Genomic DNA, 25,061 nt, shown 5'->3' on the forward strand with positions numbered 1-25,061 from the left:
AAAGGTTCTTTTTCCGGGGCCGGTACCGCTCCGAAAATGAAGAATAACTGTGTCTTTACAGCCATTTCGCCAATCACGTATAATTCAAAGGATGTGTTAAAGAATCCATAGTTTGGTACAATGAACGAAGCGGGGATTCAGCTGGACCGAAAAGCTCCGCGCGAAGGAATAAACGGAAGCGAAATCCCCTCTATTCTAGAGGAAAGAAGGTAATGTCGATGGAATTGTGGTTTACGGAAAAGCAGACCCCCGCTTTCGGGATTACAGCTAAAATCAAACAAACGTATGTAAACGAAAAAACCGATTTTCAGGATCTGGCCATGGTGGAGACTGAAGAATTTGGAAATATGCTTTTGCTGGACGGCATGGTCATGACAACCGAAAAGGATGAGTTCGTGTACCATGAAATGGTGGCCCATCCTGTGCTGAACACCCACCCGAATCCGAAACACGTGCTGGTGGTCGGCGGCGGCGACGGCGGCGTCATCCGCGAAATCATCAAACATCCGGAAGTGGAAAAAGCGGTGCTCGTGGACATCGACGGCAAGGTCATCGAATATTCGAAAAAATACCTCCCTTCCATCGCCGGCAAGCTGGACGATCCACGGGTGGAAGTGCACGTGAACGACGGCTTCATGCACATCCACGAGCACAAAAACGAATACGACGTCATCATGGTCGACTCCACGGAACCTGTAGGTCCGGCTGCGCCGCTGTTTGAGCGCGGATTCTACCAAGGCATCTACGAAGCGTTGAAAGACGATGGCATTTTCGTGGCCCAAACGGACAACCCTTGGTTCAAAGCCGACCTGATCCAAAAAGTAAACCGCGACGTGAAAGAGATTTTCCCGATCGTGCGCGTGTACGGCGCAAACATCCCTACGTATCCGAGCGGCCTGTGGACGTTTACGATGGGCAGCAAAAAATACGACCCGCTTGAAGTCGACGAAGCGGACATTCCGGAAATGGACACCAAATATTACACACCTCGTCTTCATAAGGCGGCATTCGTGCTGCCCAAATTCGTGGAAGACTTGACGAAATAAGGAGGCACCATAAGAACGATGAAACTTGATCAAGCATATTCCGGCAACGTGTTTATCCTCAGCTCCGAGGATTATGAAAATTCCAAGGCTGTCATTTACGGCATGCCGATGGATTATACGGTGAGCTTCCGCCCGGGTTCGCGGTTCGGTCCCGCCCATATCCGCCAGGCATCGGTTGGCCTTGAAGAATACAGTCCGTATTTGGACAAAAGCATCGAAGACATCACCTATTTTGACGCGGGCGACCTGCTGCTGCCTTTCGGCAATGCATCGCGCAGCCTGGACATCATCCGCGAATACGTAGGCAAGCTGCTTGACGACGGCAAATTCCCGATCGGTCTCGGCGGCGAGCATCTCGTCACCTGGCCGGTCATCGAGCAAATGTACAAAAAGTATCCGGACCTGATCCTGATCCATATCGACGCGCATGCCGACCTGCGCGAACAATACGAAGGCGAGCCGCTTTCGCATTCCACGCCGGTCCGCAAGGCCGCTGCCCTGATGGGCGGGAAAAACATTTACCAATTCGGCATCCGCTCCGGATCGCGCGAGGAATTCAAATTCGGACGCGAGAACATCAACTTCTACCCGTTTGACGTAGCCGCTCCGCTGAAAGAAGCGCTGCCTCAGATGGGCAAGCGCCCGGTTTACGTAACGATCGACATCGACGTGCTTGATCCGTCGGCCGCTCCGGGCACCGGTACCGCTGAAGCGGGAGGCATCACCTCCAAAGAGCTTCTGGAGGCGGTGCACCTCATCGCCCGTTCCGACGTGAACGTGGTCGGCTGCGACCTGGTGGAAGTGGCGCCTATATACGATCATTCCGAACAAACGCAAATCGTGGCCGCCAAGCTCATCCGCGAAATGCTGCTCGGATTCGTAAAATAAGGATTCGAACCTAAATCAAAGCATCTTCCGTAAGGTACCGGGAAAGATTCATTCCGGACCAAACCAGGGAAGATGCTTTTTTTGTGCTTTAGGCAAGGAAACTTGCGAACTTCGGCCACAAGCGGTCTGCAGGTGTTCACATGACAGCTTATATATTGGGATGAAACGTGTAATTCGGGGGATGAACGGGTAAGTTCAATATATACGGAGGTGTTGTTCATGAGATTGCACAAATGGATCAAGCCTGTTTCGGCTGCCGCAGCGGCGTTTTTGTTGGTGTTGCCGATGGGCTGGGGGCCATCCCCGAAAGCGGCGGCAGCGGCTCAGCAGACGCCGGCTCCCTGCGGCAGCGGCGATCACGGCCTGTTGCAGGATTTGCAGCTGCAGGACACGGGAGCGGGCCGGGAACCGCTTCGTTTTACGGATATCCAATTTCTGAGCCAAAGCACGGGTCGGGCGGCCGGGACGGGCTTCATCATCGGCACGTCGGACGCCGGATGCCACTGGCAGGAAATTTACAAAGGGTCGTGGCAATTCGGACAGATTGATTTTACGGACAACGTCCACGGCTGGGCTTTAGCTGTGCTGCCGGCGAAGCAAACGCCCGTTTTGCTTGCATCGGCGGATGGCGGCGCCCATTGGAAAGGCGTTTATACCGGCAATCTTCATTTTGAACGGATTCAATTGATGGGAGCCAAGTCGGGTTACGGTTATACGGCGACCGGCGCGTATCGGACGAACGACGGCGGAAACAGCTGGGCGAAGGTGCCGACCCCGGCAAATACGCGGTATGCTATCTTTAATGATGCCAAAATCGGCTATGCGCTGACGGTAGCCCCTGGAGGAGGATACCGTGTTTGGCAGACCCGGAACGGCGGCCACAGTTGGGGCGAGAAGCTGAAGGTCGGCGCCTCATCCACCGCCGGCGGCCAACTCTACAGCCGGGATAACCAAGTATGGGCGGTTCTTTACGGGGGTTCGGGCATGTCCCAGGTATCGTATGCTTTATACGGAAGCACGGACCAGGGGGCTCACTGGAAGCGGGTGATCGCGCAAAACACGGCCGGCGGCGGCCCGGCTCCGGGAACCGGTAAAGCGGTGGTTTCAAGCGGTCCGGCTCAGCCTGGCGGGCATCCGGGCAACATGCAGCTTTACGGCAAAGAAACCGCCATTCTGGCGGGAGGATCCCCGGCCGGGGGCATGGTATCGGTCGGCGTTACCTATAACGGCGGAAAGACGTGGAAAAACCTGAAGCCGTCAATCAACGGATATGACGCGCGCATCTCCTTTGCAAACGGTAAAGACGGGTGGCTGGCCGTCACCAGCGCCACCAAATCCTCCATTTATTCCACTCACGACGGCGGAGCGACATGGAACCGCAAATTTGCTTTTCAAGAGGCGCTTCAACCGTAAAACATGGTCAAAAGGATAGACCGCAAGCGGCCTATCCTTTTCGTTTGCTTTTTACTTCTTCCCATTCCTCGCGGAGCATCCCCATCCGGATCGAATCGTAAAAGACCCCGTTATACAGCCTGCATTTCCGCAGCCTCGCTTCCATCGTAAAACCCAGCTTTTCGCCGACCCGGATCATCCGGCGGTTGCCCGACCAGGTAGTAAACCCCACGCGGACCAAGGGGAGCGTTTCGAACAGCCTGTCGATCCACAGCGTAAGGGCACGGGTCCCGTAACCTCCGCTCCAGTAGGATGGGTGATAAATGACGATGCCCATTTCCAGCCAGTAGGAAGGTTTGTGCTCCCAATAGTAGCTGACCGTTCCGATCAGTTCCCCGTCCGCCTCGATAGCCCAAAAATTATCCTGGTCTACCAGGTTTTCCTTATTGGCCGCATATTTTTCAAAGGGGACGGCCTTATGCTCGTAATAGGGGGCGTCCCACTTTTTCCACTCCGGCGCCTCTTCTTTTACGGATAGCTCCCATAGACGGGGCAGATCCTTTTCTGCAACAGGCCGAATCCGCAAGTTGCCGTCTTGATATACCGCCAAAAAAAATCCTCCTTATGGCCGAGGTTTTGTTTGCCAAAACCGTAGATATCATGCATAAACAAGTTCTATTTCGCTATCGCCAAAGCCGAATCCTTTTATGAATCATCTTTCATCTGTGTCGGGGGTTTGCCGAAACCTGAAAGAATGGAAAGAATGGCAAGCGCGAAAGATGTATAATAGCTGAATGGGAAGGCGCGCACAGCGGACGGATTCGGGCGCAGCGGCTTCTTCCTGTTGAATTGAACCCTTGAACTGGATATAGTATTACAATAGGAAGAAACAGAATGGAGCCGTAACGAAATGCAAGAAGCCAAAAAAGCGCGCATCCGTCTGCAAAGCAAGCAGGGCGAGGACGTCGTGCTGCAAGAGATGGCGGCCGAAGTATTTGAACGCGGCGGGGCGCTTTATCTCAAATATGAGGAGCCGGAGGCGGACCTGAACGGACAAAAAACGCGGACGCTCCTGAAAATCACCCGGGACAGCTTGAAAATGATCCGGCACGGCGCGGTGGAATCGGAGCAAACGTTTCAGGAAGGCGCCATGCTGCCGGGATATTACCGGTCCCCGTATACCTCGTTTAATCTTTCGACCCGGACAAGCTCGCTTAAAATGACATGGACCCGCGGATTGTCCGGAACGGTTTCCTGGACGTACGATTTGTACGTGCATGAGGAATGTACAGGACATTTCGACATTAGTTTGCATATACAGGAGGATACGCAATGACAACCAACCCATTAGAACAGATCAACCAGCTGGTGGCCGAGGCGCTTGCCGACGCGGTGGTGGCTGCAGGCATCGCCAGCCGCGAGGAGCTGCCTTTGTTTGCGCTTGAAGTGCCGAAGGACAAGTCGCACGGAGACTTGGCTACGAATGCCGCCATGCAGCTGACACGGATCGCGAAAAAGAACCCGCGCCAGATCGCCGAAGCGATTTTGGAGCATTTCGACATGGATAAAGCTTCTATTGAAAAAGCGGATATCGCCGGACCCGGATTCATCAACTTCACGCTGAACAAAAGCTATCTGTACCCGGTCATCCGTCAGGTGTACGAGCAAGGCGAAAACTACGGCCGCATCGACGCCGGACAAGGACAAAAAATCCAGGTGGAGTTCGTCAGCGCCAACCCGACGGGCAGCCTGCATTTGGGCCATGCGCGGGGCGCGGCCGTAGGGGATGCGCTGTGCAACGTGCTTGATTTTGCCGGTTACGAAGTGACGCGCGAATATTACATCAATGATGCGGGCAACCAGGTCGAAAATTTGTCCAAATCGATCGAAGCCCGTTATCTGCAGGAACTCGGTCAAAACGCCGAAATGCCGGAGGACGGATACCATGGCGAAGACATCAAAGGTTTTGCCAAGGAGCTGGTCGCCGAAAAAGGCGATTCCTTGCTGTCCATGGAACCCGGAGAACGTGCAGCGTATTTCCGGACCTACGGGCTCGAAAAGGAACTGGATAAAATCAAACGCGACCTGAACCGGTTCAGAGTCCATTTCGACGAATGGTTCAGCGAAACGTCGCTGTATCAAAGAGGTTTGGTCGAGGAGTCCTTGAACGAACTGAAAGCGAAAGGACAAGTATACGAACAGGACGGGGCGACTTGGCTCCGCACGACGGATTACGGCGACGACAAAGACCGCGTGCTGGTGAAAAACGACGGCACTTATACGTATTTGACGCCAGACATCGCCTATCACCGCAATAAATTCGAGCGCGGGTACGACCGCCTGATCAACATCTGGGGCGCCGACCACCACGGGTACATTCCGCGGATGAAAGCGGCCATGGAAGCGATCGGTTACGATCCGGAGAAGCTGACGGTATTGATCGCCCAAATGGTCAGCCTGTTCCAGAACGGGGAAAAGGTAAAAATGTCCAAACGTACCGGCAAAGCGGTGACGATGGAGGATCTGATGGACGAAGTCGGCGTCGACGCGATCCGCTATTTCTTTACGATGCGCAGCATGGACTCGCATCTGGATTTTGACATGGATTTGGCGATTTCGACTTCCAACGAAAATCCGGTATTCTACGTGCAGTATGCGCATGCCCGGATCTGCAGCATCTACCGCCAGGCGGAGGAGCAGGGGATTATGCTGCTGCCGCTTGCCGAGGTGGATCTCAGCCTGCTGAATGCCGAGCATGAATATGACCTGCTCCGCAAGATCGGCGAGCTCCCCGAGGAGATTGCCGTCGCTGCGGCCAATTACGCTCCGCATCGCATGATCCGCTATGTGTATGATCTTGCGTCCCTGTTCCACAGCTATTACAGAGCGCAGCGCGTCATTACCGAAGACGCCGCCCAAACGCAAGCGCGGTTTGCCCTGCTTGGAGCCGTCCGCACGGTGATTGCCAACGTGCTGAGACTGGTCGGCGTTAGCGCGCCGGAACAAATGTAAGCACTTCGAAGCGGATCGACTGAACTTCCGGTAAGGAAGCTATAAATATACAAAAGCCCCTGTCCCGGCCGCCGGAATTCTTTGTGAAATCCAGTGCCTGCGGACAGGGGCTTTTTGTTTGGCGGACAATGGGGGCCGCTTGTTGAATTATAGAGGAAAATTCCATTTATTGTAGAATACGACCAAATACGCTCGTTTGAATGCGTTTTGAATGATACAGGGGAAGGGAGGATTTAAACGTGGCGACTATATTGGTAGTGGAAGATGAAAAACCGATCAATGACCTGATAACGATGAATTTGAGGCTGGTTGGGCATCAGTTTTTTAAGGCTTTCAGCGGAATGGAAGTGCCGCCTATTTTAGAGCGGGAGAAAATTGATCTCATTTTATTGGATGTGATGTTGCCGGAGTTGGACGGCTTCGAACTGATGAGGCGAATTCGAAGCCTGAATATTCCGGTTATATTCATAACGGCCAAAGACTCTTTAGCTGACCGTATTACCGGTTTTGAACTGGGCGCGGATGATTATATTATTAAACCTTTTGAAATTTTGGAGATGCTGGCCCGGATCAATGTGGTGCTGCGCCGGAGTACCAAGGAGCAATCCGCTTTGATTATCGACGATGTCGAGATTCGTACGTTGGAGCGGCAGGTATATAAGCTTGGTTGTGCCGTGGAGTTGACGGCAAGGGAATTCGAACTGCTCGACGTTTTGATCCAAAACCGAAATATTGCGTTATCGAGGGAAAAGCTGCTGGAGCTGGCCTGGGGGTATGATTATGAAGGGGAAACCCGCACGGTCGATGTCCATATCCGGCAGCTGCGCAAAAAGTTGGGATGGGAAGAGCGGATAAAAACCGTCTTCAAGCTTGGATACCGTCTGGAAGTGCCGGGTGAGCCATGAGATTTTGGCAGAAAACATTGTTGGTCGTGCTGATTTTGTTTATTGTGGCCCTCGATGTCAGCGTCATTATGATTATGCATAAAAGCTGGCGGCTTAATATGGAAAGGGAGATGCAGAGATCTTCAAATGAGCAGGCATTAATCGCCAACAACATCTATGAGAACTTAAACTCGATCAAATCGCGGGGCATGACCATAAGTGGCGATGTATTGTTCGATGTAGCGCGCTCTTATGCAGAGTATTATCTGAAGCAAAACATTTCCCTGCAATTGTGGGATCGGGAACAGCTTGTGTATGATGGGGCTTTATCGGCCGGGAAGCGGCAAGGCTTAGGTCAAGCGAATACGGAAGAACAACATGTTCATGAAATTGTAACCTCGGGCGAACTGCCCGCTCCGTATCAAGAGTTGAAGCTGGTGTATAAACGGAATATTGAAGAACTGTATACCAGTCAAAAGGAATTGAACCGTTATTTTGTTTACGTTAATGCCATTGCCGGTCCGATTCTCGCCTTCTTGTTATATATTCTGATCCGCCAATTAACCAAACCTTTACGGCAGCTGTCCAGGACGACCCAAACGATCGCCGGCGGGAATTACAACGAGCGCGTAGCATTAAAAAAGAACGACGAGTTCGGGGAACTTGCGCAAAATTTCAACCAGATGGCGGAAGCCGTCGGAAGGCACGTCACCGAGCTTTCTGCGATGGCGGAGGAAAAACAGCGTATCGTTGATAATCTGGCCCATGAATTGCGCACCCCTTTGACAAGCATGCAAGGTTTTGCGCAGTATTTGAATTCAGCCCATATCAGCGAGGAGGAACGGATCACGGCGAGCGGTCACATCTGGAGCGAGACGCTCCGTTTGAAAAATTTAGCCTTCAAGCTGTTGGACTTGTCCGTTTTGCGCCTTCAGTCGGTAGAACGTATCCGATTATCGGTGGATGAGCTGTTTCAATCTGTCCGGCAGATGGAACAAGAAAATCTAGAGCAAGCTGGCGTAAAGCTTGTTCTGAATAACGGCATAGAGAGCATATGGGGAGACCCGGACCTGCTTTCGTCGTTTCTGGTCAATTGTATCGACAATGCCATTCATGCTTCGGCGAAAGGTTCCGAAATCCGTTTGTCGGCTTATAAACAAGGTTCAGCGGCGGTGCTGGAAGTTCGGGATTTTGGCAAGGGAATGAGCGAAAGCCAGGCTCAGCGGGCATTTGAGCCGTTTTACCGGGCAGACAAGGCCCGCACGAGGGAACATGGCGGGGCCGGTTTGGGATTATCCATCTGCAAACAAATAGCCGAGGCGCATGAGGCGCCATTATCCCTCGAATCCCGGGAAAATGAGGGGACCTGTATCCGCATCTTTTTACAACTCCATAACAACGAAGGCCTTACTCGATAACATCCTTGGTTTAAAGTATGGATTGGCCGGGCCTGGCCCATAAATGGAGGTTATTATGCAGATGAAAAACAAAACAAAAAATATTTTGACGGCGCTAGCCTTTTGCGTCGTTTCCGGCGGTTTGCTTGCATTCAACGCGTATGCGGTCCCGAATATTGCAACGTTAACGCAAACCAAACCTGTTTCTCTACAGTCGTTTGCAGCGTCGGCAGCGCAAGAGAAGCCGGTTGCAATTACGCTGGCAAGCAGCAAGGTTCCGGTGTTAAATGTAGAAGGGAAAGCCCCTGTCTCGACTGTGAACGATGAGCTGGAACGAACGATGACGGCTGAAGAGATGCAGCAAATATACAATTACATCGACAACAGCAAAGAGGTAACGGAGAGTCGGAAAATGAGCGATCAAGAGGTCAATCGGAGAAAAGCGTTGGAAGATCGATATGTCTATGACGGTATCCGCCCCCAAAACAAGCTGCCTCTGAAACCAGGCGCTTCGAGCTTCTACTTCGACATGAGCAAAGACATTTGGATTTACCCTGACCGTGAGCTGACAGATGAGGAACTGCTGCAATTTGTTGATTGGTCCTACCGAGTCGTCTTTGCTCAGTCCAAGCGGCTCCAAAAGCAGCAACTGGATGCGAAAGATATAGGAAAAGAAGAGGCAATGGCGAAGGCCCGCGAAAGCGTAAGCAAGCTGTTTGATGCCGATATATCCAAAATGGAAGCGAGTGCCGCATTTAATAAATTTGGACCGGAGCAAAAGGGAGAGTGGCTCGTCCATTTTCAGCCTTATAAAGTCCGCACACTGGAAGCAAACGGAAGTGCTTTTATGATGTATGATGTCATGATTGATGCATTGAGCGGGACAGTGATCGATACCACGATTTTTAATTCGGCTTATAAAAGAACGCCGATTACATCCGTCATGAATAAGCAGATCAGACAAGATCCAAGCTGGATTGAAGCGGCCAAAGCCATTGTCGTCAAAAAACAGGGAGACACGCGCCCCATTCAAAAATCAACAATTATACAAGATCAAGCATATGATCAGCGCGGCGTTGTAGCCGTATCCATCGAAATGAAAGGCGGAAGCTCCTATACCGTGGAATTGCGTTATCCGGAAAAAACGTTGCGATGCCTGATTTACGAACCGGCGGCAAGCGGCAAATAAACTGAACGGCATGAAGCAAGGAAGGCTGTCCTCAGCCCGGTTTACGGGACGGGAAGACAGCCTTCTTTTTTAGGATGTAAGACATCCATGCCTCACTTGCATCGATAGAGCCTCTTTTGGCTTTCAGCCAAAACGAACGGTGTGGCATTTCGTATTATGATTTGGACTTTTTTTTCTTCATGCCTTCCTTCAGCAGCTTCAGCGCATTGACCTCCAGGCCTTCGACGGGGCGGCGTTGTCCTTTACGGCTTTTGATAGGGGTGGCCGTTTGCTGCAGCAGCGCTTTGATCTCGTCTGGCATTAAATCCGGGTTTTGGGCAAGCAAAAGCGCAATCGCCCCGCTTACATGGGATGTAGCCATGGACGTGCCGCTCATCTCATGGTATTTCCCTTGAGTCCAGGAGGAGATGATTTTGTCTCCAGGAGCATAAATGTCAATGAACTCGCCCCTGTTGCTGAAGCTGGCGATCCGCCGGTGGCGGTCGGTTGCCCCAACGGAGATGGTTTGCGGATATTTGGCCGGATAGTCGATGTTGCGCCGCTTCGAGTCATTGCCGGAAGAAGCGATGATCGATATGCCGGATACGTAGGCTTTGTTGACGATTTCGAGCAATGCCTTGCTGCGTGTTTTCATGCCGAAGCTCATGTTGATAATGTGCATTCGGTTTCGTATGCACCAGTCGATGCCCTGGATGATGTCGGACACGTAAGCCGAACCGTTATGGTCAAAGGCTTTGACCGGATAAATGGTTGCCCTCGGCGCGACGCCGATCATGCCTTCCGTGCTGTTGGCGGCCGCGATGGTGCCGGCGATATGGGTTCCATGCCCGTTGTCATCGAATGGCAGCATATGTCTGTTCAGCAGATTGATGCCTTTGGCGAGCGACCCTCGCAGGTCCGGATGATAATAATCCGCGCCGGTGTCGATGACGCCGATTTTGATCCGGTATCCGGTGGAGGTGGACCAGGCTTTGGGGGCCTGGATTTGCTTGACGCCATAAGGAATGCCCGGGCCTTGGCTGGTTTTGTTCGCCAGCGTATGGACTTGGACCAGGCTGTCCTCTTCGATCAGAATGTCGTTTTTATAAGGATCCAGATGTTTTGCGCTGCCGGACAGGGGTGTCAGAACCGCTTTAAGCGCACGGGATGTCGGCAGGTCTGGCCAATCGGGATGAAGGGCTTTTAACTCCTGCAATGTTAGTTCAAATGCATCATAATGCCGGGGATCGGCGAAGGTAATGATCCGTTTCGCTCCGGACGGTGCGGGACTCTCCATGTCTTCAAGCAGCATCTGTATCAATCCGGTGTAGTCCATATTGGGCAGTCCCCCTCATAATGAACCCTGCTTTTGCATTGTATGTGGGAGGGCGCCGCTTCGAGTGGGAACTTGCCCTTGTTTGCTCATAAGAATCGATAATTTTTTGCGAAATTGGTCCGAAGCTTGTCGGTGGAAGGGGAGGCCCAAGTCGGTGCGGAGCGATCTTTTGGGAAAGGAGCGAGTGTAAACGTTTTTTGCGTAAATAGGCCCCGCCCTCAATGGCAAAACAAACCTCTGGACATAAAATAAATGGAAGAGACTTCAGGGCTCTTTCAAAATTCCCGGCAGGGAAAGCCATGTCCGGGCGGATACAGTCAAAGGGCAGGGGTGACCCTGCCTTTTTCCATTCACGCAAAGCCCCGAAATTCCCGGATAAAAACTTGCAATTTGTTTATAAATAGGTTTTACTTAGTTTTGATAATGGATATGTTGTTATAAAGCAGGATGTTATACGGGCTGAACAACTTCAAGATTTCCGTATAAGTTGAACATTGCGTGAGAGGAAGTGTCCGTTAGTGAGTAACTCACTCCAATTAAAGCTGGACCCTGAAAAAATCAGGGAAATGCCATTGGTGGATTTGGCCTTTGCCGTTTTGAAGGCAGCGAATACGCCATTTTATTACCTCGACCTGATGAAAGAGGTTGCCAAGCTTCGCGGCTTGACGGAAGAAGAAATCAAAGAAACCGTTGCGCAGCTATATACAGAAATTAACATCGACGGCCGATTTGCATGCGTTGGCACCAACCTTTGGGGGCTGAAACGCTGGTATCCGATCGACCGTTCGGAGGATCCGATCTCGAGCTCGAAACGTCCGCGCATCATTAACGATGACGACGACGAGGATGAGGACGACGAATTCGTCGATGAGGACGACAGCTTCAGTCCGGACGACAGCGACGAAGATTTCGACCGCATTGACGAAGATCATGACGATATTTACTCCGACGACGATTCCGACGACGACCTTGAGGACGAAGGCATCATCGAAGACGAAGAGCTGGAAGATGAAGACGAAGACCTCGAAGAAGAGGATGAGGATCTGGGCGACGAGTCAGAAGACGACGATAAATATTAATCCGTTTGCCATTCTCTCTTGACAGGGGACAAGGCAACGAGTAAACTATTGCATGGGCTTATGATTGAGATTCAAATATGCGTAAAATAATAAAAAGTGCCCCGTCCTACGGGTGTCACTTTTTTTGTTTTTAAGAGGCAAAACGGGTTGCGTTTTAAGCTGTTTTGCTTCCATAGAATGGACTCGCTCGTTAAAAGTTCACTCTATATAGATGCCGGATTACCTCACTGTGCCATTTGATTTCAAATGGCGCATTGTTGTTCAAGCGGACGGTAAAGGCAATATTCCCGGCGCGGCCGTTTTTCGGGTGGAAATCATGAAAAAGGGTTACGCTAAACATCATATGTCGCCTGAATTTACTGGAACTTTAATAGGAGGGTTTTTATAGTGACAAAGTACATTTTTGTGACGGGCGGGGTTGTGTCATCCCTGGGTAAAGGGATTACTGCGGCTTCTCTGGGCAGACTGCTGAAAAACAGAGGATTAAAGGTTACGATCCAGAAATTCGATCCTTATTTGAACGTGGATCCGGGAACCATGAGTCCGTACCAGCACGGTGAAGTTTTCGTCACCGACGACGGAGCCGAGACGGACCTCGATTTGGGGCACTATGAGCGTTTTATCGACATCAACCTGTCCAAGAACAGCAACGTCACGACAGGCAAAGTATATTCTTCCGTTATCAGCAAGGAACGCCGCGGCGAATATTTGGGCGGTACCGTGCAGGTTATTCCTCATATTACGAATGAAATCAAAGAACGCGTATTCCGCGCCGGCCGCGAAGCGGGATCGGACGTCGTTATTACGGAAATCGGCGGTACGGTAGGCGACATTGAAAGCTTGCCGTTCCTGGAAGCCATCCGTCAAATCAAAAGCGAAATCGGACGCGAAAACGTCATGTACATCCATGTGACGCTGATTCCTTACATTAAAGCTGCCGGCGAAGTGAAAACGAAGCCGACCCAGCACAGCGTGAAGGAGCTTCGCAGCATCGGGATCCAGCCGAACGTCATCGTTTGCCGCACCGAGCATGAATTGTCGGCCGACATGAAGGCAAAAATCGCCCTCTTCTGCGATATCGACGAAAGCGCGGTCGTGGAGTGCCGCGATGCGTCCACGTTGTACGAAGTTCCGCTGAATTTGCGCGACGAAGGTTTGGACGAAATCGTGGTCAACTACTTGAAGCTGACGACGCCGAAACCGGACATGACCGAATGGGAAAGCCTCGTCGACCGGATCAACAAGCTGGAAAAAACGGTGGAAATCGCAATCGTCGGCAAATACGTCGCTCTTCACGACGCTTATTTGAGCGTGGTCGAATCGCTCTCCCATGCCGGTTTTGAAGCAAACTCCGACGTCAAAATCCGTTGGGTCAACGCGGAAGAAGTCACCGACCAGAACGTGGAAGAACTATTGGGCGGAATAGGCGGCATTCTCGTTCCGGGCGGATTCGGAGACCGCGGCATCGAAGGGAAAGTTTCCGCCATCCGTTATGCGCGCGAGAAGCAAATTCCGTTCTTCGGCATCTGCCTCGGCATGCAGGTATCGGTTATCGAATATGCGCGCTCCGTTCTGGGCATGGATGACGCCAACAGCTCGGAAATCAACCCGGCTACGCCGTATCCGGTCATCGACCTTTTGCCGGAGCAAAAGGATATCGAGGATCTGGGCGGCACGATGCGCCTTGGCCTGTATCCGTGCAAGCTCGCCGAGGGTTCCCTGGCGATGAAATGCTACAATGACGAGCTCGTGTACGAAAGACACCGTCACCGTTACGAATTCAACAACCAATACCGCGAAGCGATCGAAAAAGCAGGCCTGCGCATTTCCGGCACCTCCCCGGACGGCCGCTTGGTCGAAATCGTGGAACTTCCGGACCATCCGTGGTTTTTGGCCGTGCAATTCCATCCGGAATTCACTTCCCGCCCGAACCGTCCGCAGCCGTTGTTCCGCGAATTCGTCAAAGCATCGATTGCGCATAAAACGATATAATCCGCCATTTGAAAAAACGGACCTTTTTACAGGTCCTTTTTTCATTTTTGCGCAGAGGCAGGAATTCGTAACCAGAGGGCGAATAACATAAACTGGATATATGGCGTGCTAATTTAGGAAATGGATGGGAATTGTAGATAGGCAGGGTCAGGCTGATGTTGGGAGGTTTGCCAAAAGTGGACAAGAAGAAAGTGTTGATTGTCGATGACCAGAACGGAATACGCATTTTATTAATGGAAGTGTTCAACAGCGAAGGTTATACGACGTATCAGGCGGCGAACGGCAAGATCGCGCTGGAGATCGTAGAAAACGATGCGCCCGATCTGGTGTTGCTCGACATGAAAATCCCGGGGATGGACGGACTGGAAATTTTGAAGCATATCAAGGAAATGAACCCCGCCATCAAAGTGATCATGATGACCGCCTACGGCGAGCTCGACATGATCAAGGAAGCGACCGAGCTGGGAGCTTTGATGCATTTTACCAAGCCGTTTGACATCGATGAAATGCGGGTTGCGGTAAACATGCAGCTGAAACACAATCCTGTTCAATCCGGGTAACGGGAGAGGATTCTGCTTAGGCAGAATTCTTTTTTTGCCTTCGTCTATCAAGGGGTACGGGTTATTTTCAAATGCTTGTTTAGCATTTGTAACATGATGTGGTATAATAATCCCGAATAAGAGAAGTCGGCTTTAAACCATAGACAAAACGATGACTTTAGGAGGATTGAAACCATGCCATTGGTATCGATGACAGACATGTTAAACAAGGCGCTGGAAGGGAAATACGCGGTAGGTCAATTCAACATCAACAACCTCGAATGGACTCAGGCGATCCTTCTCGCTGCTGAAGAGGAGAAATCTCCCGTGATTCTCGGCGTATCGGAAGGCGCTGCCCGTCACATGAGCGGTTTCTATACGGTAGTGAAGATGGTCGAAGGCCTTATCCATGACCTGAAAATTACGGTACCTGTAGCGATTCACCTGGACCATGGCTCCAGCTTTGAAAAATGTAAGGAAGCGATCGATGCCGGATTTACGTCCGTCATGATCGACGATTCCCACAGCCCGATCGACCACAACATCGAAACGACGAAAAAAGTGGTTGAATATGCGCATGCCAAAGGCGTTTCCGTCGAAGCTGAAGTAGGTACGGTCGGCGGACAAGAAGACGATGTTGTCGGCGGCATTATGTATGCCAAGCTGGAAGAATGCGTCCGCATCGTCAAAGAAACAGGCATCGATACGCTTGCTCCTGCGCTTGGTTCCGTCCACGGACCTTACCATGGCGAACCGAACCTTGGATTCAAGGAAATGGAAGAAATCAAAAACGCGACGCAAATCCCGCTCGTCCTTCATGGCGGCACAGGCATTCCGACGCATGACATCCAAAAAGCCATCTCTTTGGGCACATCCAAGATTAACGTCAACACCGAAAACCAAATTGAATTTACAAAAGCTGTCCGTGAAGTGCTTGCCGCAAAACCGGACGTTTATGATCCTCGTAAATACATCGTGCCTGGACGCGATGCGATCAAAGCAACCGTCATCGGCAAGATCCGCGAATTCGGCTCCAACAACAAAGCGTAAAACCGGCGTTTCGTTGTTTCTGTGCTTTGCCGCACAAGAGAGCTTACGTGTTGTTTGATAAGAACATGGGCAGCCCCTGCGCAGGGGTTGTCCAATTGAATAGGTTGGAATGGAGAGCACACCGCTTAGCCGGTGTTTTTCCATTTCATCCGCCAAAATTAACACCAACGATTTTGCTGCTGCGAAGTAAGTGGGGGGAACCTGAAACGTATGGAAAAATTGATGATAAGTGGTGGACGCCCACTTCATGGCGCCGTGTCGATCAGCGGGGCCAAAAACAGCGCCATTGCCCTGATTCCTGCCGCGATTTTGGCCGAGTCCGAGGTCGTGCTCGACAATTTGCCGCTTCTTAGCGACGTGGCTGTGTATGCCGAGATATTGGAGGAGCTGGGTGCGAAAGTGTCGTGGAAGGAAAGCCAGATGAAGATCGACCCTTCCGATATCAAATCGATTCCAATGCCAAACGGCCCCGTCAAAAAATTAAGAGCTTCTTATTACATGATGGGAGCTATGCTTGGCCGTTTCAAAGAAGCGGTCATCGGTCTTCCCGGGGGCTGCAACTTCGAACCTCGCCCGATCGATCAGCACATCAAAGGATTTGAAGCATTGGGCGCAACCGTGACCAATGAACATGGCGCGATACACCTTCATGCCAAAGAGCTGAAGGGCGCCAAAATTTATTTGGACGTATCCAGCGTGGGTGCGACGATTAACATTATGCTGGCGGCTGCCAAAGCCAAAGGCTCCACAATTATCGAAAATGCGGCCAAAGAGCCTGAGATTATAGATGTAGCAACGCTTCTTAATTCCATGGGCGCCGTCATCAAAGGAGCGGGAACGGAAACCATTCGCATCGAGGGCGTTTCCGAGCTTCGCGGCTGCCGCCATTCCATTATCCCGGACCGGATTCAAGCAGGCACGTACATGATTGCCGCAGCAGCCACCCGCGGGGATGTACTTATCGACAATATTATTCCCAAGCATCTTGAAGCGCTGACGGCCAAGCTGATCGAGATGGGCGTACAAATCGAGGAACTGGATGAAAGCATCCGCGTCATCGGCCGGCCGAACTATGGGCATGTGGATGTGAAAGCACTGATTTATCCAGGATTTGCTACGGATTTACAATCCCCGATGACCAGCTTGCTGACGCAGGCCGAAGGCGTTAGCGTGCTGAGCGATTTTGTCTACAGCAACCGGTTCAAGCATGTGCCGGAGCTCGTTCGCATGGGCGCGAAAATCCGGGTGGAGGGCCGCTCGGCGATCATCGAGCGAAGCCGCCTGAACGCGGCCAAAGTAAAGGCGACGGACCTTCGGGCCGGAGCCGCGCTGGTCATCGCCGGCCTGACGGTCGAAGAAGGCGTTACGGAAGTCACCGGGGTTGAATTCATCGACCGTGGCTACGATCATTTGGTAACGAATCTTCGGCTGCTGGGCGCCGACGTATGGCGCGAAAAGGAATAATCATTTTGCGGAAGGGGATTACGCGGATCTTCACGAATCATTAAGGAAAACGATTTTTGAAGCAAAACTGCATATCTCCTTCCCATTTGGGTAATGCTATCCTAATAAGGATTTTCATAGACTGCTAGAAACAGCATTCGGACCCACAGGACTTATAAAATTGAATAGGTGGTTATTACATGGATTTGCAAATTGCCGATTTGGAAGAAATGAAGCTGACCGATCTGTATAAGCTTGCCAAAAAGTATCAGATCCCGTATTACGGCCAGCTGAAGAAAAAAGAGCTGATTTTTGCCATTTTGAGGGCACAGGCAGAGCATAGCGGACTCATGTTCATGGAGGGGGTTTTGGAAATCCTCCCGGAAGGGTACGGCTTCCTCAGACCGATCAACTATTTGCCGAGCACCGAGGATATTTACATTTCGGCCTCGCAAATCCGCAAATTTGATCTCAGAACGGGAGACCTGGTTTCAGGGAAATGCCGTGCGCCTAAAGAAAACGAACGATACTTCGGTTTGCTGCAGGTTAATGCAGTCAATGGAGAGAATCCGGAAACGGCCGCGGAACGCCTTCACTTCCCTGCGCTTACACCTCTTTATCCGCAAAAAAAACTCGTGCTTGAAACATCCCCTAACCATTTGTCTACACGGATTATGGACTTGCTCGCTCCCGTCGGTTTGGGACAGCGCGGGTTGATCGTCGCACCTCCGAAAGCAGGTAAAACGCTCCTCTTAAAGGAAATTGCCAACAGCATCTCTACCAACAATCCCGAAATCGAACTGTTTGTACTGCTCATCGATGAACGTCCCGAAGAAGTGACGGACATGCAGCGTTCCGTTAAAGGAGAAGTGGTTGCTTCCACGTTTGACGAACTGCCGGAGAATCACATCAAAGTGGCGGAGCTTGTGCTTGAGCGTGCCCTTCGGCTGGTGGAGCATAAGAAGGATGTCGTTATTTTGATGGACAGCATCACCCGTTTGGCGCGCGCCTACAACCTGGTCATTCCGCCATCGGGACGCACGCTGAGCGGCGGTATCGATCCGGCGGCATTCCATCGTCCCAAGCGCTTTTTCGGCTCGGCCCGGAATGTCGAGGAAGGCGGCAGCCTGACTATTTTGGCGACGGCGCTGATCGACACCGGTTCGCGTATGGACGACATCATCTACGAGGAATTTAAAGGAACGGGGAACATGGAGCTGCATTTGGACCGCAAATTGGCGGAGCGCCGCATTTTCCCTGCGATCGATATTCGCCGTTCGGGCACGCGTCGTGAAGAAGTGCTGTTGACGAAGGAAGAACTGGACACGATCTGGGCGATCCGCAAAAATATGAATGAATCGGCCGATTTTGTGGAAGGTTTCTTGAAAAAGCTGCGGGACTGCAAAACGAATGCGGAATTTTTGGCGTCTTTTGACGTCAGCGGCGTAGGAAACGGCAAAAGCTCCGGCAGCGGCCACGGCGGCAGCGGGAACCGGAGAACCTCAAGGCCGGCAGCCGCTTCGGTTCCGCTGACATAAATACTTTTACAAACAAAGAGGAGAACACCATGTACCTGGTATATGCAGATGAGAAAGGCAATGTATACGACCATCCTTCGCTTTACGGGCTTGCCCGCAGCGGCGACATGATCGTGGAAATTTTGGAGGATGAGCTGATTCCGCTGCCGGAGGGGGCCACGCTGGTGGGTCTGCCGAATACGCGGGCGATCGGGATGGACCCGGAAACCGGGGAAATGATGCCGCTGCCCGGCGAGTCGCAAGCCGTTGGGGCGCTTCTTCCTCAAGGCTATACCCGACTGTGTCTGCCCGGCTACGTGAAGACGGATAAAGAATACAAGCTGCCGCTGTTCGGCTATTCCGCCGTCGTGTGGAAGGATGGCCGTTTTTACACGACCGCCCGACTTTCCGACGATCCGGAAAAATGGAATCCGCTCAATTGCGACCTTGATGAACTTAAATTGGGCGTCAAGAACCTCAGACAGAAATATCCGGACAACCGGCTGTATGAGCATTTGTCCAATTGCGCGCTTGGTTACGAATGCCTGACGGCCTCCAATACGTTCCTTAACCGTTGGGAGGGCGCCGTTCCGGTATCTTATTCGTGCAATGCGGGCTGTTTTGGTTGCATTTCCGAGCAGCCGGACGATAGCGGTTTTGTGGCGCCGCAGACGCGCATGAACTTTAAGCCGACGGTGGAGGAGCTCGTTCAGATCATGCTCGAGCATCTCAAAACGCCGGAGTCCATTATCAGCTTCGGGCAAGGCTGCGAAGGCGAGCCGTCGACGCAAGCCAAAATCATTATCGAGGCGATCCGGGAAGTTCGCTCCATCACCGATATGGGATACATTAACATCAATACGAACGCGGGATTGACGGATTTTATCCGCGGCATCGTCGATGCCGGGCTCGACCTGATGCGGGTGAGCACGATCAGCGCGCTGGACGATCATTATAACGCGTATTACAAACCGCGCAAATATACGCTCGCGAATGTCGAGAAATCGCTGAAATATGCGACCGAACAAGGGGTATACACCTCGATCAACTACCTTATTTTCCCCGGCGTGACCGACCGTGAAGAAGAAATCGAAGCGATGATCGAATTCATCCGCCGTACAGGACTTAAGCTGATTCAAATGCGCAATCTGAACATCGATCCGGAAAGCTACCTGGAACTGATTCCGCCTGCCAAAGGGGAAATTCTAGGCATGAAGCAGATGATCGAAATTTTCCAGGCGGAGCTGCCGGACGTCGTTATCGGTTCCTATACCCATGTACCGCCCGAGGGCATGAGAAGGCCGAAGAAGCCTGTTTTGGCACGGGACTAACAGATTCTAACATTTCGTTGATTATTGTGTTTGTCCCTGTTATAATATGATTATTGTGTCATTATAACTCTGTGTACGCATGAGACCCAGGGCAAAAAGAGGTGAAAGACATGAAACAAGAGGTTCAACCAAAATACCACGTAACAACCGTAACATGTGCTTGCGGCAATACGTTCGAAACAGGTTCCGTTAAAGAGGATCTGCGCGTGGAGATTTGCTCCAACTGCCATCCGTTCTTTACAGGCAAACAGAAATTCGTGGATGCCGGCGGCCGTGTTGATAGATTTAAAAAGAAATACGGTATCTAATACGCATACAACCAATCCCTTGTCCGCTTTTGCGGGCAAGGGATTTTTTCTGTTCCATGGCGGTGGCGTCCAGGCCTCTTTAACGTAAGTTACATTGTGTGAGGAGCGGTAATGGTTGGGAATGGCCGAGCTCTAAAGCATGGTTCGGCAGCCAACTTTTGCTGCGGGTTGCACTTTGTCCTGAAATGAACTATACTATTCCTTGCCGTGCTAGACGGGGAGGTAGCGGTGCCCTGTAACTCGCAATCCGCTGTAGCGAGGTTGAATTCCTGTTAGAGGTTTTGTTGATGTGAGGTTTGGTCCCTGCGTGCGTCGTTGACGGTTGGGTCCTCCGCAATGAGCACTTGTGAACCTGGTCAGGTCCGGAAGGAAGCAGCCATAAGCAAGCCCGCTCTTGTGCCGGAGGGTGGCCTAGCCCGAGGCGTTACGCAGGGGTGCCGCTTGGATCACAATTATCAATAACAGGTGCACGGTATTACATATCGTGAATCGGTAAGCATCTTTGCTTTTGCAAGGATGCTTTTTTGTTTTAGGATGCAGGACAAAGCCTAAAGTTTATGAATCGTTCCCTTGCGTTTTCAATAAAAATTTCCCTTCTCTGAGGTTTGAATTTGTGTGTCGTCGTGCCGATAACCGTCTTTATTAAAAGCGCCTTCTTATGCCCTTTTTGGGCCGGTTGCCAAAAAAAGCGAATTCAACAATGTCGGCTGGACGTTTTGTATAAAGCCGGATTATAGTATAATGATGAAGCGACGAACATGAACGCAAGGGAAGTTGAAAGAGGGTATAGCAAGTGAAACATATAGCGCTCTACCGTGCCTGGCGGCCGCAGTCGTTCGGGGACATGGTTGGACAACAGCATATTATTCAGACGCTGCAAAACGCCATTCGCGAGCAGCGGGTTTCCCATGCTTACCTGTTCAGCGGTCCGCGCGGAACCGGTAAGACGACGACCGCGAAGGTGCTCGCCAAGGCGGTTAACTGCGAACGGGGTCCGGCACCGGAGCCGTGCAACGAATGCGAATCCTGCCGTAGAATAACGGCCGGGGCGGTCATGGATGTGCAGGAGATTGACGCCGCCTCAAACCGGGGCGTAGAGGAAATCCGCGACCTGCGCGAGAAAGTAAAATATGCACCAACCGAAGTTCGGCAAAAGGTGTATATTATTGACGAAGTGCATATGCTGACGACAGAAGCGTTTAACGCGCTGTTAAAGACATTGGAGGAACCTCCTCCACACGTCATGTTTATATTGGCGACGACGGAGCCTCATAAGCTTCCGGCAACCATCATTTCGCGCTGCCAGCGTTTCGATTTCCGTAGGGTATCCCTGGAGGAGCAGACGCAGCGGCTTGCGCAAATCGCCCAAGAAGAGGGAATGGAAGCCGAAAACGAGGCCCTTCAGTATATAGCCCGCTTATCCGACGGGGGCATGCGGGATGCGCTCAGCATTTTGGATCAGATTGCATCCTTTACGGGCGGTCATGTATCCTATGAACAAGTGCTGAGCATGACCGGCGGCATCGCTTCCGAACAGTTCGGCAGACTTGCCGGCGCGATTCAAAAGGGTGATGCAGGCCATGTGCTGCAGATCGTGGAAGGTTTCATGCAGGAGGGCAAAAGCGCCGACAAGTGCATGGAGAACCTGCTGTATTACTTCCGCGACCTGCTCATGATCCAAATGATTCCGAACGTCACCCAGTTGACGGACCGGGTGCTTCATCCGGAGGAATATAAGGAAATTGCGGCTTCTTTTTCGAGGCAACAACTGTTTCATATGATTGAAACCTTGAACCACTATCAAAGCGAGATGAAGTATTCTTCCCAGCCGCAGACATTGTTTGAGGTAGCCCTGTTGAAGCTTTGCGGCATTCCGCAAGGAACTGCTGCCGGATACGAACAGCAGCAGGCCCAGCAGCCGTCCGCGGCGCCTGCAGACTCCGCCGAAGTGAGCCAGTTGAAGCGCCAAGTGGCGGCGTTAGAGAAGAAGTTGGAGAAGCTCATTACAAGCGGTTCAGCACCTTCTTCCGGCACTTCCTCAGGAGCCCCTGCCCGATCGTCCCAGCCGGCTCCGCGGATGTCTTCCGCAGCCAAAATACCGGCGAACCTTGATCAGTTCCTGGCCGGCAAGAACAGCCCGGAATTCGTAGAGGTTCAGCGGCAATGGGGACAGGTCCTTCAGGGCGTCAAGGATGAGAAGGTAACCGTTCACGCCTGGTTTATGGACGGGGACCCGGTATCGGTGTTGGAGGATGCGGTGTTGGTAGCTTTTAAAAATAACATCCACCGCGAGACGACGGAAAAGCCCGCCAACAAGCAGGTCATCGAAGGCGTGCTGCATGACAAGCTCGGCAAGCATTACCACCTGGTCACGATGATGCAGAGGGACTGGGCGGCGGCCATTGAGGGCGCAGGCACCCAGCAGAAAGAGGAGCTGCAGCTGGAGCATGAGCACGAGGGCAAGGACCCGAACGAAAAGCCATGGATTGATGAGGCGCTCCAAATGTTTGGAGAAGATCTCGTGATCATAAAAGATTAACCCGCGCATGTTGCGCGCCAATATTCCATGAACAAAGAGGAGACGATACTTATGAATAATATGAACCAAATGATGAAACAGGTTAAAAAAATGCAAGAGCAAATGCTGAAGGCCCAGGAAGCCCTCGCAGACAAAAAAGTCGAAGGCAGTTCCGGCGGCGGCGTGGTTACGGTTGAAGTGAACGGACATAAGAAAGTGCTGTCCATCACGATCAAGCCGGAAGCGGTCGATCCGGACGACGTTGAAATGTTGCAGGACCTCGTGCTTACGGCCGTTAACGACGCATTGACTAAAGCCGACGACATCGCCAACGCCGACATGAGCAAGTTCACGGGCGGCATGAAAATTCCGGGCTTGTTCTAATTGAAGGCAGAAGGAGAGGCCTAACGATTTGTATTATCCCGAACCGATCGCCAAGCTGATCGACGCATTTACGCGACTGCCGGGGATTGGGCCGAAAACGGCGGCCCGCCTGGCTTTTCACGTGCTTAATATGAAAGAAGACGACGTCATTGATTTTGCCAAGGCGCTTGTCAGTGTGAAGCGCAATCTCCACTATTGCTCTGTTTGCTGCAACATTACGGACACCGACCCCTGCCGCATCTGCCAGGATAAAACCAGGGATCCGTCCGTCATATGCGTGGTGCAGGATCCGAAGGATCTGGTAGCCATGGAGCGAACGAAGGAGTTTAACGGCTATTACCACGTTCTTCAAGGCGCCATTTCGCCGATGGAGGGGGTGGGCCCGGATGATATCCGGCTGAAAGAGCTGTTGACGCGCCTCAGCGATGAACGCGTGAAGGAGCTTATTTTGGCGACGAATCCGAATATTGAAGGCGAAGCGACCGCGATGTACATTTCGCGCCTCGTCCGTCCTTTTGACCTCATCGTTACGCGGATTGCCCATGGCCTGCCGGTAGGCGGCGATTTGGAATACGCCGATGAAGTCACGTTGTCGAAGGCGCTGGAGGGCCGGCGCCAATTGTAATCATGGATTTTTTGTGTGGAACAATGAACGAAAGAATGAGGGGAGTCCCATTTGGGGCTTCCTTTTTTGGTTCTAAGTTTGTCCTCCGGGTCGTATGAATGAAAGTGGAGAGCGGGCGAAGCCGGCTTTGCCATTTCAATTTTACGGATAGGGGGCTTGCTTCATGGGATGGTTTCGAAACAATAACCCGAAAGCGCCGGCATGGCAGCTAAAGCAGAAGCAGGATGAGGAAATGGCGGTGTTTATGGATGTGCGGAGGGCTCAAGCGGAATGGGAGCAGGCAAGGCATTTTTTCGAGCAAGCAGTGGGAGAGGAACAAATCGATTATGCCATTTACATGCTGGAAGCGGCGGAGCTTAAATACCAGATGCATTTAAGGGCTGCCAAGCGAATGGGGCTGAATCGCATTCAGCTTCCGGTCCAGCAAAGGGCAGAGGCTTAGGCGGTCGTCCATTTGTTTATATTGGAAGCGACGTTCCGCTAATACGAAGGAGGGGAAAAGAATGAAGCTGGTCGTCATGGGAATAATGACGGTATCCTTGCTGCTGCTTTTGTTGATCGTGTTCAGGAAAAAAATCGGCTTCGGTTGGTTAACGATGTTCGGCACGCATTTGGTGCTTGCGGCGTTAGGGTTGTACCTGGTGAATTTCTCGGGTTTGATCCCGGAGGTGTATATTCCTCTGAATCCGACTACGGTGGGGACGGTCATGGTTTTAGGACTTCCGGGAGTGGCGCTTTTGTTCGGTTTAAAAATAACTTTAATGGGGTAGTTGACGGACGTCCGCATTCTGTGGTAAATTAAATCTCGCCCCTTTCAAAAAGGTACAAGCTTGCCGGATCGGTAAGCAAAGAAAAAAGTTTTTAAAAAAAGTGCTTGACGAAATGATGGGCGACATGATATATTATAAGAGTTGCTGCTGCGATAAAAAACAGCGGCGAAAACGAAAGAATTTGATCTTTGAAAACTGAACAACGAGTGAGATTAGACCTTGCTTGCAAGGTCGACAGCGAAGCAAATTGGTTCAAGTCTTTTGACTGAATGATTTGCGGAGCATAAATGAGAATTATTTCTCGTCAGATTCAAAATGAGTCACAAACTTTCTTGGAGAGTTTGATCCTGGCTCAGGACGAACGCTGGCGGCGTGCCTAATA

At 51.6% G+C, this 25,061-nt stretch carries 23 protein-coding genes and 1 other RNA gene; 22 read left to right on the forward strand and 2 right to left on the reverse strand.

Annotation, left to right across the window (positions count from 1 at the left end; all coding sequences use genetic code 11):
• Window positions 1-218: 218 nt before the first annotated feature.
• From speE to RJP21_RS29335, 3 genes are all read left to right on the forward strand, one after another.
• Window positions 219-1,046: a polyamine aminopropyltransferase gene (gene speE / locus RJP21_RS29325; protein ID WP_160045496.1), complete on the forward strand. Its 828-nt coding sequence runs from the start codon at window positions 219-221 to the stop codon at window positions 1,044-1,046.
• A gap of 18 nt (window positions 1,047-1,064) precedes the next feature.
• Entirely contained in the window at window positions 1,065-1,934 is an 870-nt protein-coding gene (gene speB, locus RJP21_RS29330; protein ID WP_310862348.1) for an agmatinase, read from the forward strand.
• A gap of 219 nt (window positions 1,935-2,153) precedes the next feature.
• Window positions 2,154-3,347 carry a WD40/YVTN/BNR-like repeat-containing protein gene (locus RJP21_RS29335; RefSeq protein WP_310862349.1) on the forward strand — a complete coding sequence of 398 codons (1,194 nt, stop codon included), beginning with the start codon at window positions 2,154-2,156 and terminating at the stop codon, window positions 3,345-3,347.
• Between the two features lie 31 nt (window positions 3,348-3,378).
• On the opposite strand, the gene RJP21_RS29340 is transcribed toward RJP21_RS29335, so the two are convergent.
• A complete protein-coding gene (locus RJP21_RS29340; protein WP_310862350.1) occupies window positions 3,379-3,936 on the reverse strand; it encodes a GNAT family N-acetyltransferase in 558 nt (185 codons plus the stop codon).
• Window positions 3,937-4,236: 300 nt separating this feature from the next.
• On the opposite strand from RJP21_RS29340, the gene RJP21_RS29345 reads away from it, so the two are divergent.
• The 5 genes from RJP21_RS29345 (at window position 4,237) to RJP21_RS29365 (ending at window position 9,808) form a co-directional block, all read left to right on the forward strand.
• On the forward strand, window positions 4,237-4,662 hold the full coding sequence (locus tag RJP21_RS29345) for a YwiB family protein (protein ID WP_310862351.1): 426 nt from the start codon (window positions 4,237-4,239) through the stop codon (window positions 4,660-4,662).
• Window positions 4,659-6,338, forward strand: coding sequence for an arginine--tRNA ligase (gene argS, locus RJP21_RS29350; RefSeq protein WP_310862352.1), 1,680 nt, complete (start codon window positions 4,659-4,661; stop codon window positions 6,336-6,338). The genes RJP21_RS29345 and argS overlap by 4 nt, the downstream gene beginning before the upstream one ends.
• A 239-nt stretch (window positions 6,339-6,577) precedes the next feature.
• On the forward strand, window positions 6,578-7,243 hold the full coding sequence (locus RJP21_RS29355; protein WP_310862353.1) for a response regulator transcription factor: 666 nt from the start codon (window positions 6,578-6,580) through the stop codon (window positions 7,241-7,243).
• Window positions 7,240-8,640 (forward strand): sensor histidine kinase, encoded by a 1,401-nt coding sequence (locus RJP21_RS29360; protein WP_310862354.1) that lies wholly within the window; start codon window positions 7,240-7,242, stop codon window positions 8,638-8,640. The genes RJP21_RS29355 and RJP21_RS29360 overlap by 4 nt, the downstream gene beginning before the upstream one ends.
• Before the next feature lie 61 nt (window positions 8,641-8,701).
• The gene (locus RJP21_RS29365) at window positions 8,702-9,808 is read left to right on the forward strand and encodes a hypothetical protein (protein ID WP_310862355.1); all 1,107 of its coding nucleotides are present in this window, start codon (window positions 8,702-8,704) and stop codon (window positions 9,806-9,808) included.
• Window positions 9,809-9,962: 154 nt separating this feature from the next.
• On the opposite strand, the gene RJP21_RS29370 is transcribed toward RJP21_RS29365, so the two are convergent.
• Entirely contained in the window at window positions 9,963-11,123 is a 1,161-nt protein-coding gene (locus RJP21_RS29370) for a S8 family peptidase (RefSeq protein WP_310862356.1), read from the reverse strand.
• 518 nt (window positions 11,124-11,641) lie between these two features.
• Here RJP21_RS29370 and rpoE point away from each other — a divergent pair.
• From rpoE to RJP21_RS29440, 14 genes are all read left to right on the forward strand, one after another.
• Window positions 11,642-12,202 (forward strand): DNA-directed RNA polymerase subunit delta, encoded by a 561-nt coding sequence (gene rpoE, locus RJP21_RS29375; protein WP_160045505.1) that lies wholly within the window; start codon window positions 11,642-11,644, stop codon window positions 12,200-12,202.
• 387 nt (window positions 12,203-12,589) lie between these two features.
• On the forward strand, window positions 12,590-14,194 hold the full coding sequence (locus tag RJP21_RS29380) for a CTP synthase (protein ID WP_310862357.1): 1,605 nt from the start codon (window positions 12,590-12,592) through the stop codon (window positions 14,192-14,194).
• 176 nt (window positions 14,195-14,370) lie between these two features.
• A complete protein-coding gene (locus RJP21_RS29385; protein ID WP_268895087.1) occupies window positions 14,371-14,754 on the forward strand; it encodes a response regulator in 384 nt (127 codons plus the stop codon).
• A gap of 174 nt (window positions 14,755-14,928) precedes the next feature.
• Window positions 14,929-15,783: a class II fructose-1,6-bisphosphate aldolase gene (gene fba / locus RJP21_RS29390; protein ID WP_160045508.1), complete on the forward strand. Its 855-nt coding sequence runs from the start codon at window positions 14,929-14,931 to the stop codon at window positions 15,781-15,783.
• Window positions 15,784-15,993: 210 nt separating this feature from the next.
• Window positions 15,994-17,247 (forward strand): UDP-N-acetylglucosamine 1-carboxyvinyltransferase, encoded by a 1,254-nt coding sequence (locus RJP21_RS29395; protein WP_160045509.1) that lies wholly within the window; start codon window positions 15,994-15,996, stop codon window positions 17,245-17,247.
• Between the two features lie 179 nt (window positions 17,248-17,426).
• Complete coding sequence (gene rho, locus RJP21_RS29400) at window positions 17,427-18,764, forward strand: transcription termination factor Rho (RefSeq protein ID WP_310862358.1); 1,338 nt, start codon at window positions 17,427-17,429, stop codon at window positions 18,762-18,764.
• A 29-nt stretch (window positions 18,765-18,793) separates the two neighbouring features.
• Complete coding sequence (locus RJP21_RS29405) at window positions 18,794-20,074, forward strand: radical SAM protein (RefSeq protein WP_310862359.1); 1,281 nt, start codon at window positions 18,794-18,796, stop codon at window positions 20,072-20,074.
• A gap of 110 nt (window positions 20,075-20,184) precedes the next feature.
• Window positions 20,185-20,382: a 50S ribosomal protein L31 gene (rpmE, locus tag RJP21_RS29410; protein ID WP_036714885.1), complete on the forward strand. Its 198-nt coding sequence runs from the start codon at window positions 20,185-20,187 to the stop codon at window positions 20,380-20,382.
• Between the two features lie 205 nt (window positions 20,383-20,587).
• Window positions 20,588-20,855, forward strand: an RNA gene (gene ffs, locus RJP21_RS29415) — signal recognition particle sRNA large type.
• 320 nt (window positions 20,856-21,175) lie between these two features.
• Window positions 21,176-22,921, forward strand: a complete 1,746-nt coding sequence (gene dnaX / locus RJP21_RS29420) for a DNA polymerase III subunit gamma/tau (RefSeq protein ID WP_310862360.1) — start codon at window positions 21,176-21,178, stop codon at window positions 22,919-22,921.
• 51 nt (window positions 22,922-22,972) lie between these two features.
• Window positions 22,973-23,284 carry a YbaB/EbfC family nucleoid-associated protein gene (locus tag RJP21_RS29425; protein WP_160045513.1) on the forward strand — a complete coding sequence of 104 codons (312 nt, stop codon included), beginning with the start codon at window positions 22,973-22,975 and terminating at the stop codon, window positions 23,282-23,284.
• Between the two features lie 28 nt (window positions 23,285-23,312).
• Entirely contained in the window at window positions 23,313-23,909 is a 597-nt protein-coding gene (recR, locus tag RJP21_RS29430) for a recombination mediator RecR (protein ID WP_160045514.1), read from the forward strand.
• Window positions 23,910-24,072: 163 nt separating this feature from the next.
• Complete coding sequence (locus RJP21_RS29435) at window positions 24,073-24,351, forward strand: DUF2508 family protein (RefSeq protein ID WP_160045515.1); 279 nt, start codon at window positions 24,073-24,075, stop codon at window positions 24,349-24,351.
• Window positions 24,352-24,412: 61 nt separating this feature from the next.
• Window positions 24,413-24,679: a pro-sigmaK processing inhibitor BofA family protein gene (locus tag RJP21_RS29440; protein WP_160045516.1), complete on the forward strand. Its 267-nt coding sequence runs from the start codon at window positions 24,413-24,415 to the stop codon at window positions 24,677-24,679.
• Window positions 24,680-25,061: the final 382 nt, after the last annotated feature.

Source organism: Paenibacillus sp. VCA1 (genome assembly GCF_031583795.1).
Lineage (GTDB): Bacteria > Bacillota > Bacilli > Paenibacillales > Paenibacillaceae > Paenibacillus_AQ > Paenibacillus_AQ albilobatus.

Coding starts and splice junctions, on each gene's coding strand:
- speE (WP_160045496.1), top strand. CDS start 219: ATGGAATTGTGGTTTACGGAAAAGCAGACCCCCGCTTTCGGGATTACA.
- speB (WP_310862348.1), top strand. CDS start 1,065: ATGAAACTTGATCAAGCATATTCCGGCAACGTGTTTATCCTCAGCTCC.
- RJP21_RS29335 (WP_310862349.1), top strand. CDS start 2,154: ATGAGATTGCACAAATGGATCAAGCCTGTTTCGGCTGCCGCAGCGGCG.
- RJP21_RS29345 (WP_310862351.1), top strand. CDS start 4,237: ATGCAAGAAGCCAAAAAAGCGCGCATCCGTCTGCAAAGCAAGCAGGGC.
- argS (WP_310862352.1), top strand. CDS start 4,659: ATGACAACCAACCCATTAGAACAGATCAACCAGCTGGTGGCCGAGGCG.
- RJP21_RS29360 (WP_310862354.1), top strand. CDS start 7,240: ATGAGATTTTGGCAGAAAACATTGTTGGTCGTGCTGATTTTGTTTATT.
- RJP21_RS29365 (WP_310862355.1), top strand. CDS start 8,702: ATGAAAAACAAAACAAAAAATATTTTGACGGCGCTAGCCTTTTGCGTC.
- RJP21_RS29370 (WP_310862356.1), bottom strand. CDS start 11,123: ATGGACTACACCGGATTGATACAGATGCTGCTTGAAGACATGGAGAGT.
- fba (WP_160045508.1), top strand. CDS start 14,929: ATGCCATTGGTATCGATGACAGACATGTTAAACAAGGCGCTGGAAGGG.
- RJP21_RS29395 (WP_160045509.1), top strand. CDS start 15,994: ATGGAAAAATTGATGATAAGTGGTGGACGCCCACTTCATGGCGCCGTG.
- rho (WP_310862358.1), top strand. CDS start 17,427: ATGGATTTGCAAATTGCCGATTTGGAAGAAATGAAGCTGACCGATCTG.
- RJP21_RS29405 (WP_310862359.1), top strand. CDS start 18,794: ATGTACCTGGTATATGCAGATGAGAAAGGCAATGTATACGACCATCCT.
- rpmE (WP_036714885.1), top strand. CDS start 20,185: ATGAAACAAGAGGTTCAACCAAAATACCACGTAACAACCGTAACATGT.
- RJP21_RS29425 (WP_160045513.1), top strand. CDS start 22,973: ATGAATAATATGAACCAAATGATGAAACAGGTTAAAAAAATGCAAGAG.
- RJP21_RS29435 (WP_160045515.1), top strand. CDS start 24,073: ATGGGATGGTTTCGAAACAATAACCCGAAAGCGCCGGCATGGCAGCTA.
- RJP21_RS29440 (WP_160045516.1), top strand. CDS start 24,413: ATGAAGCTGGTCGTCATGGGAATAATGACGGTATCCTTGCTGCTGCTT.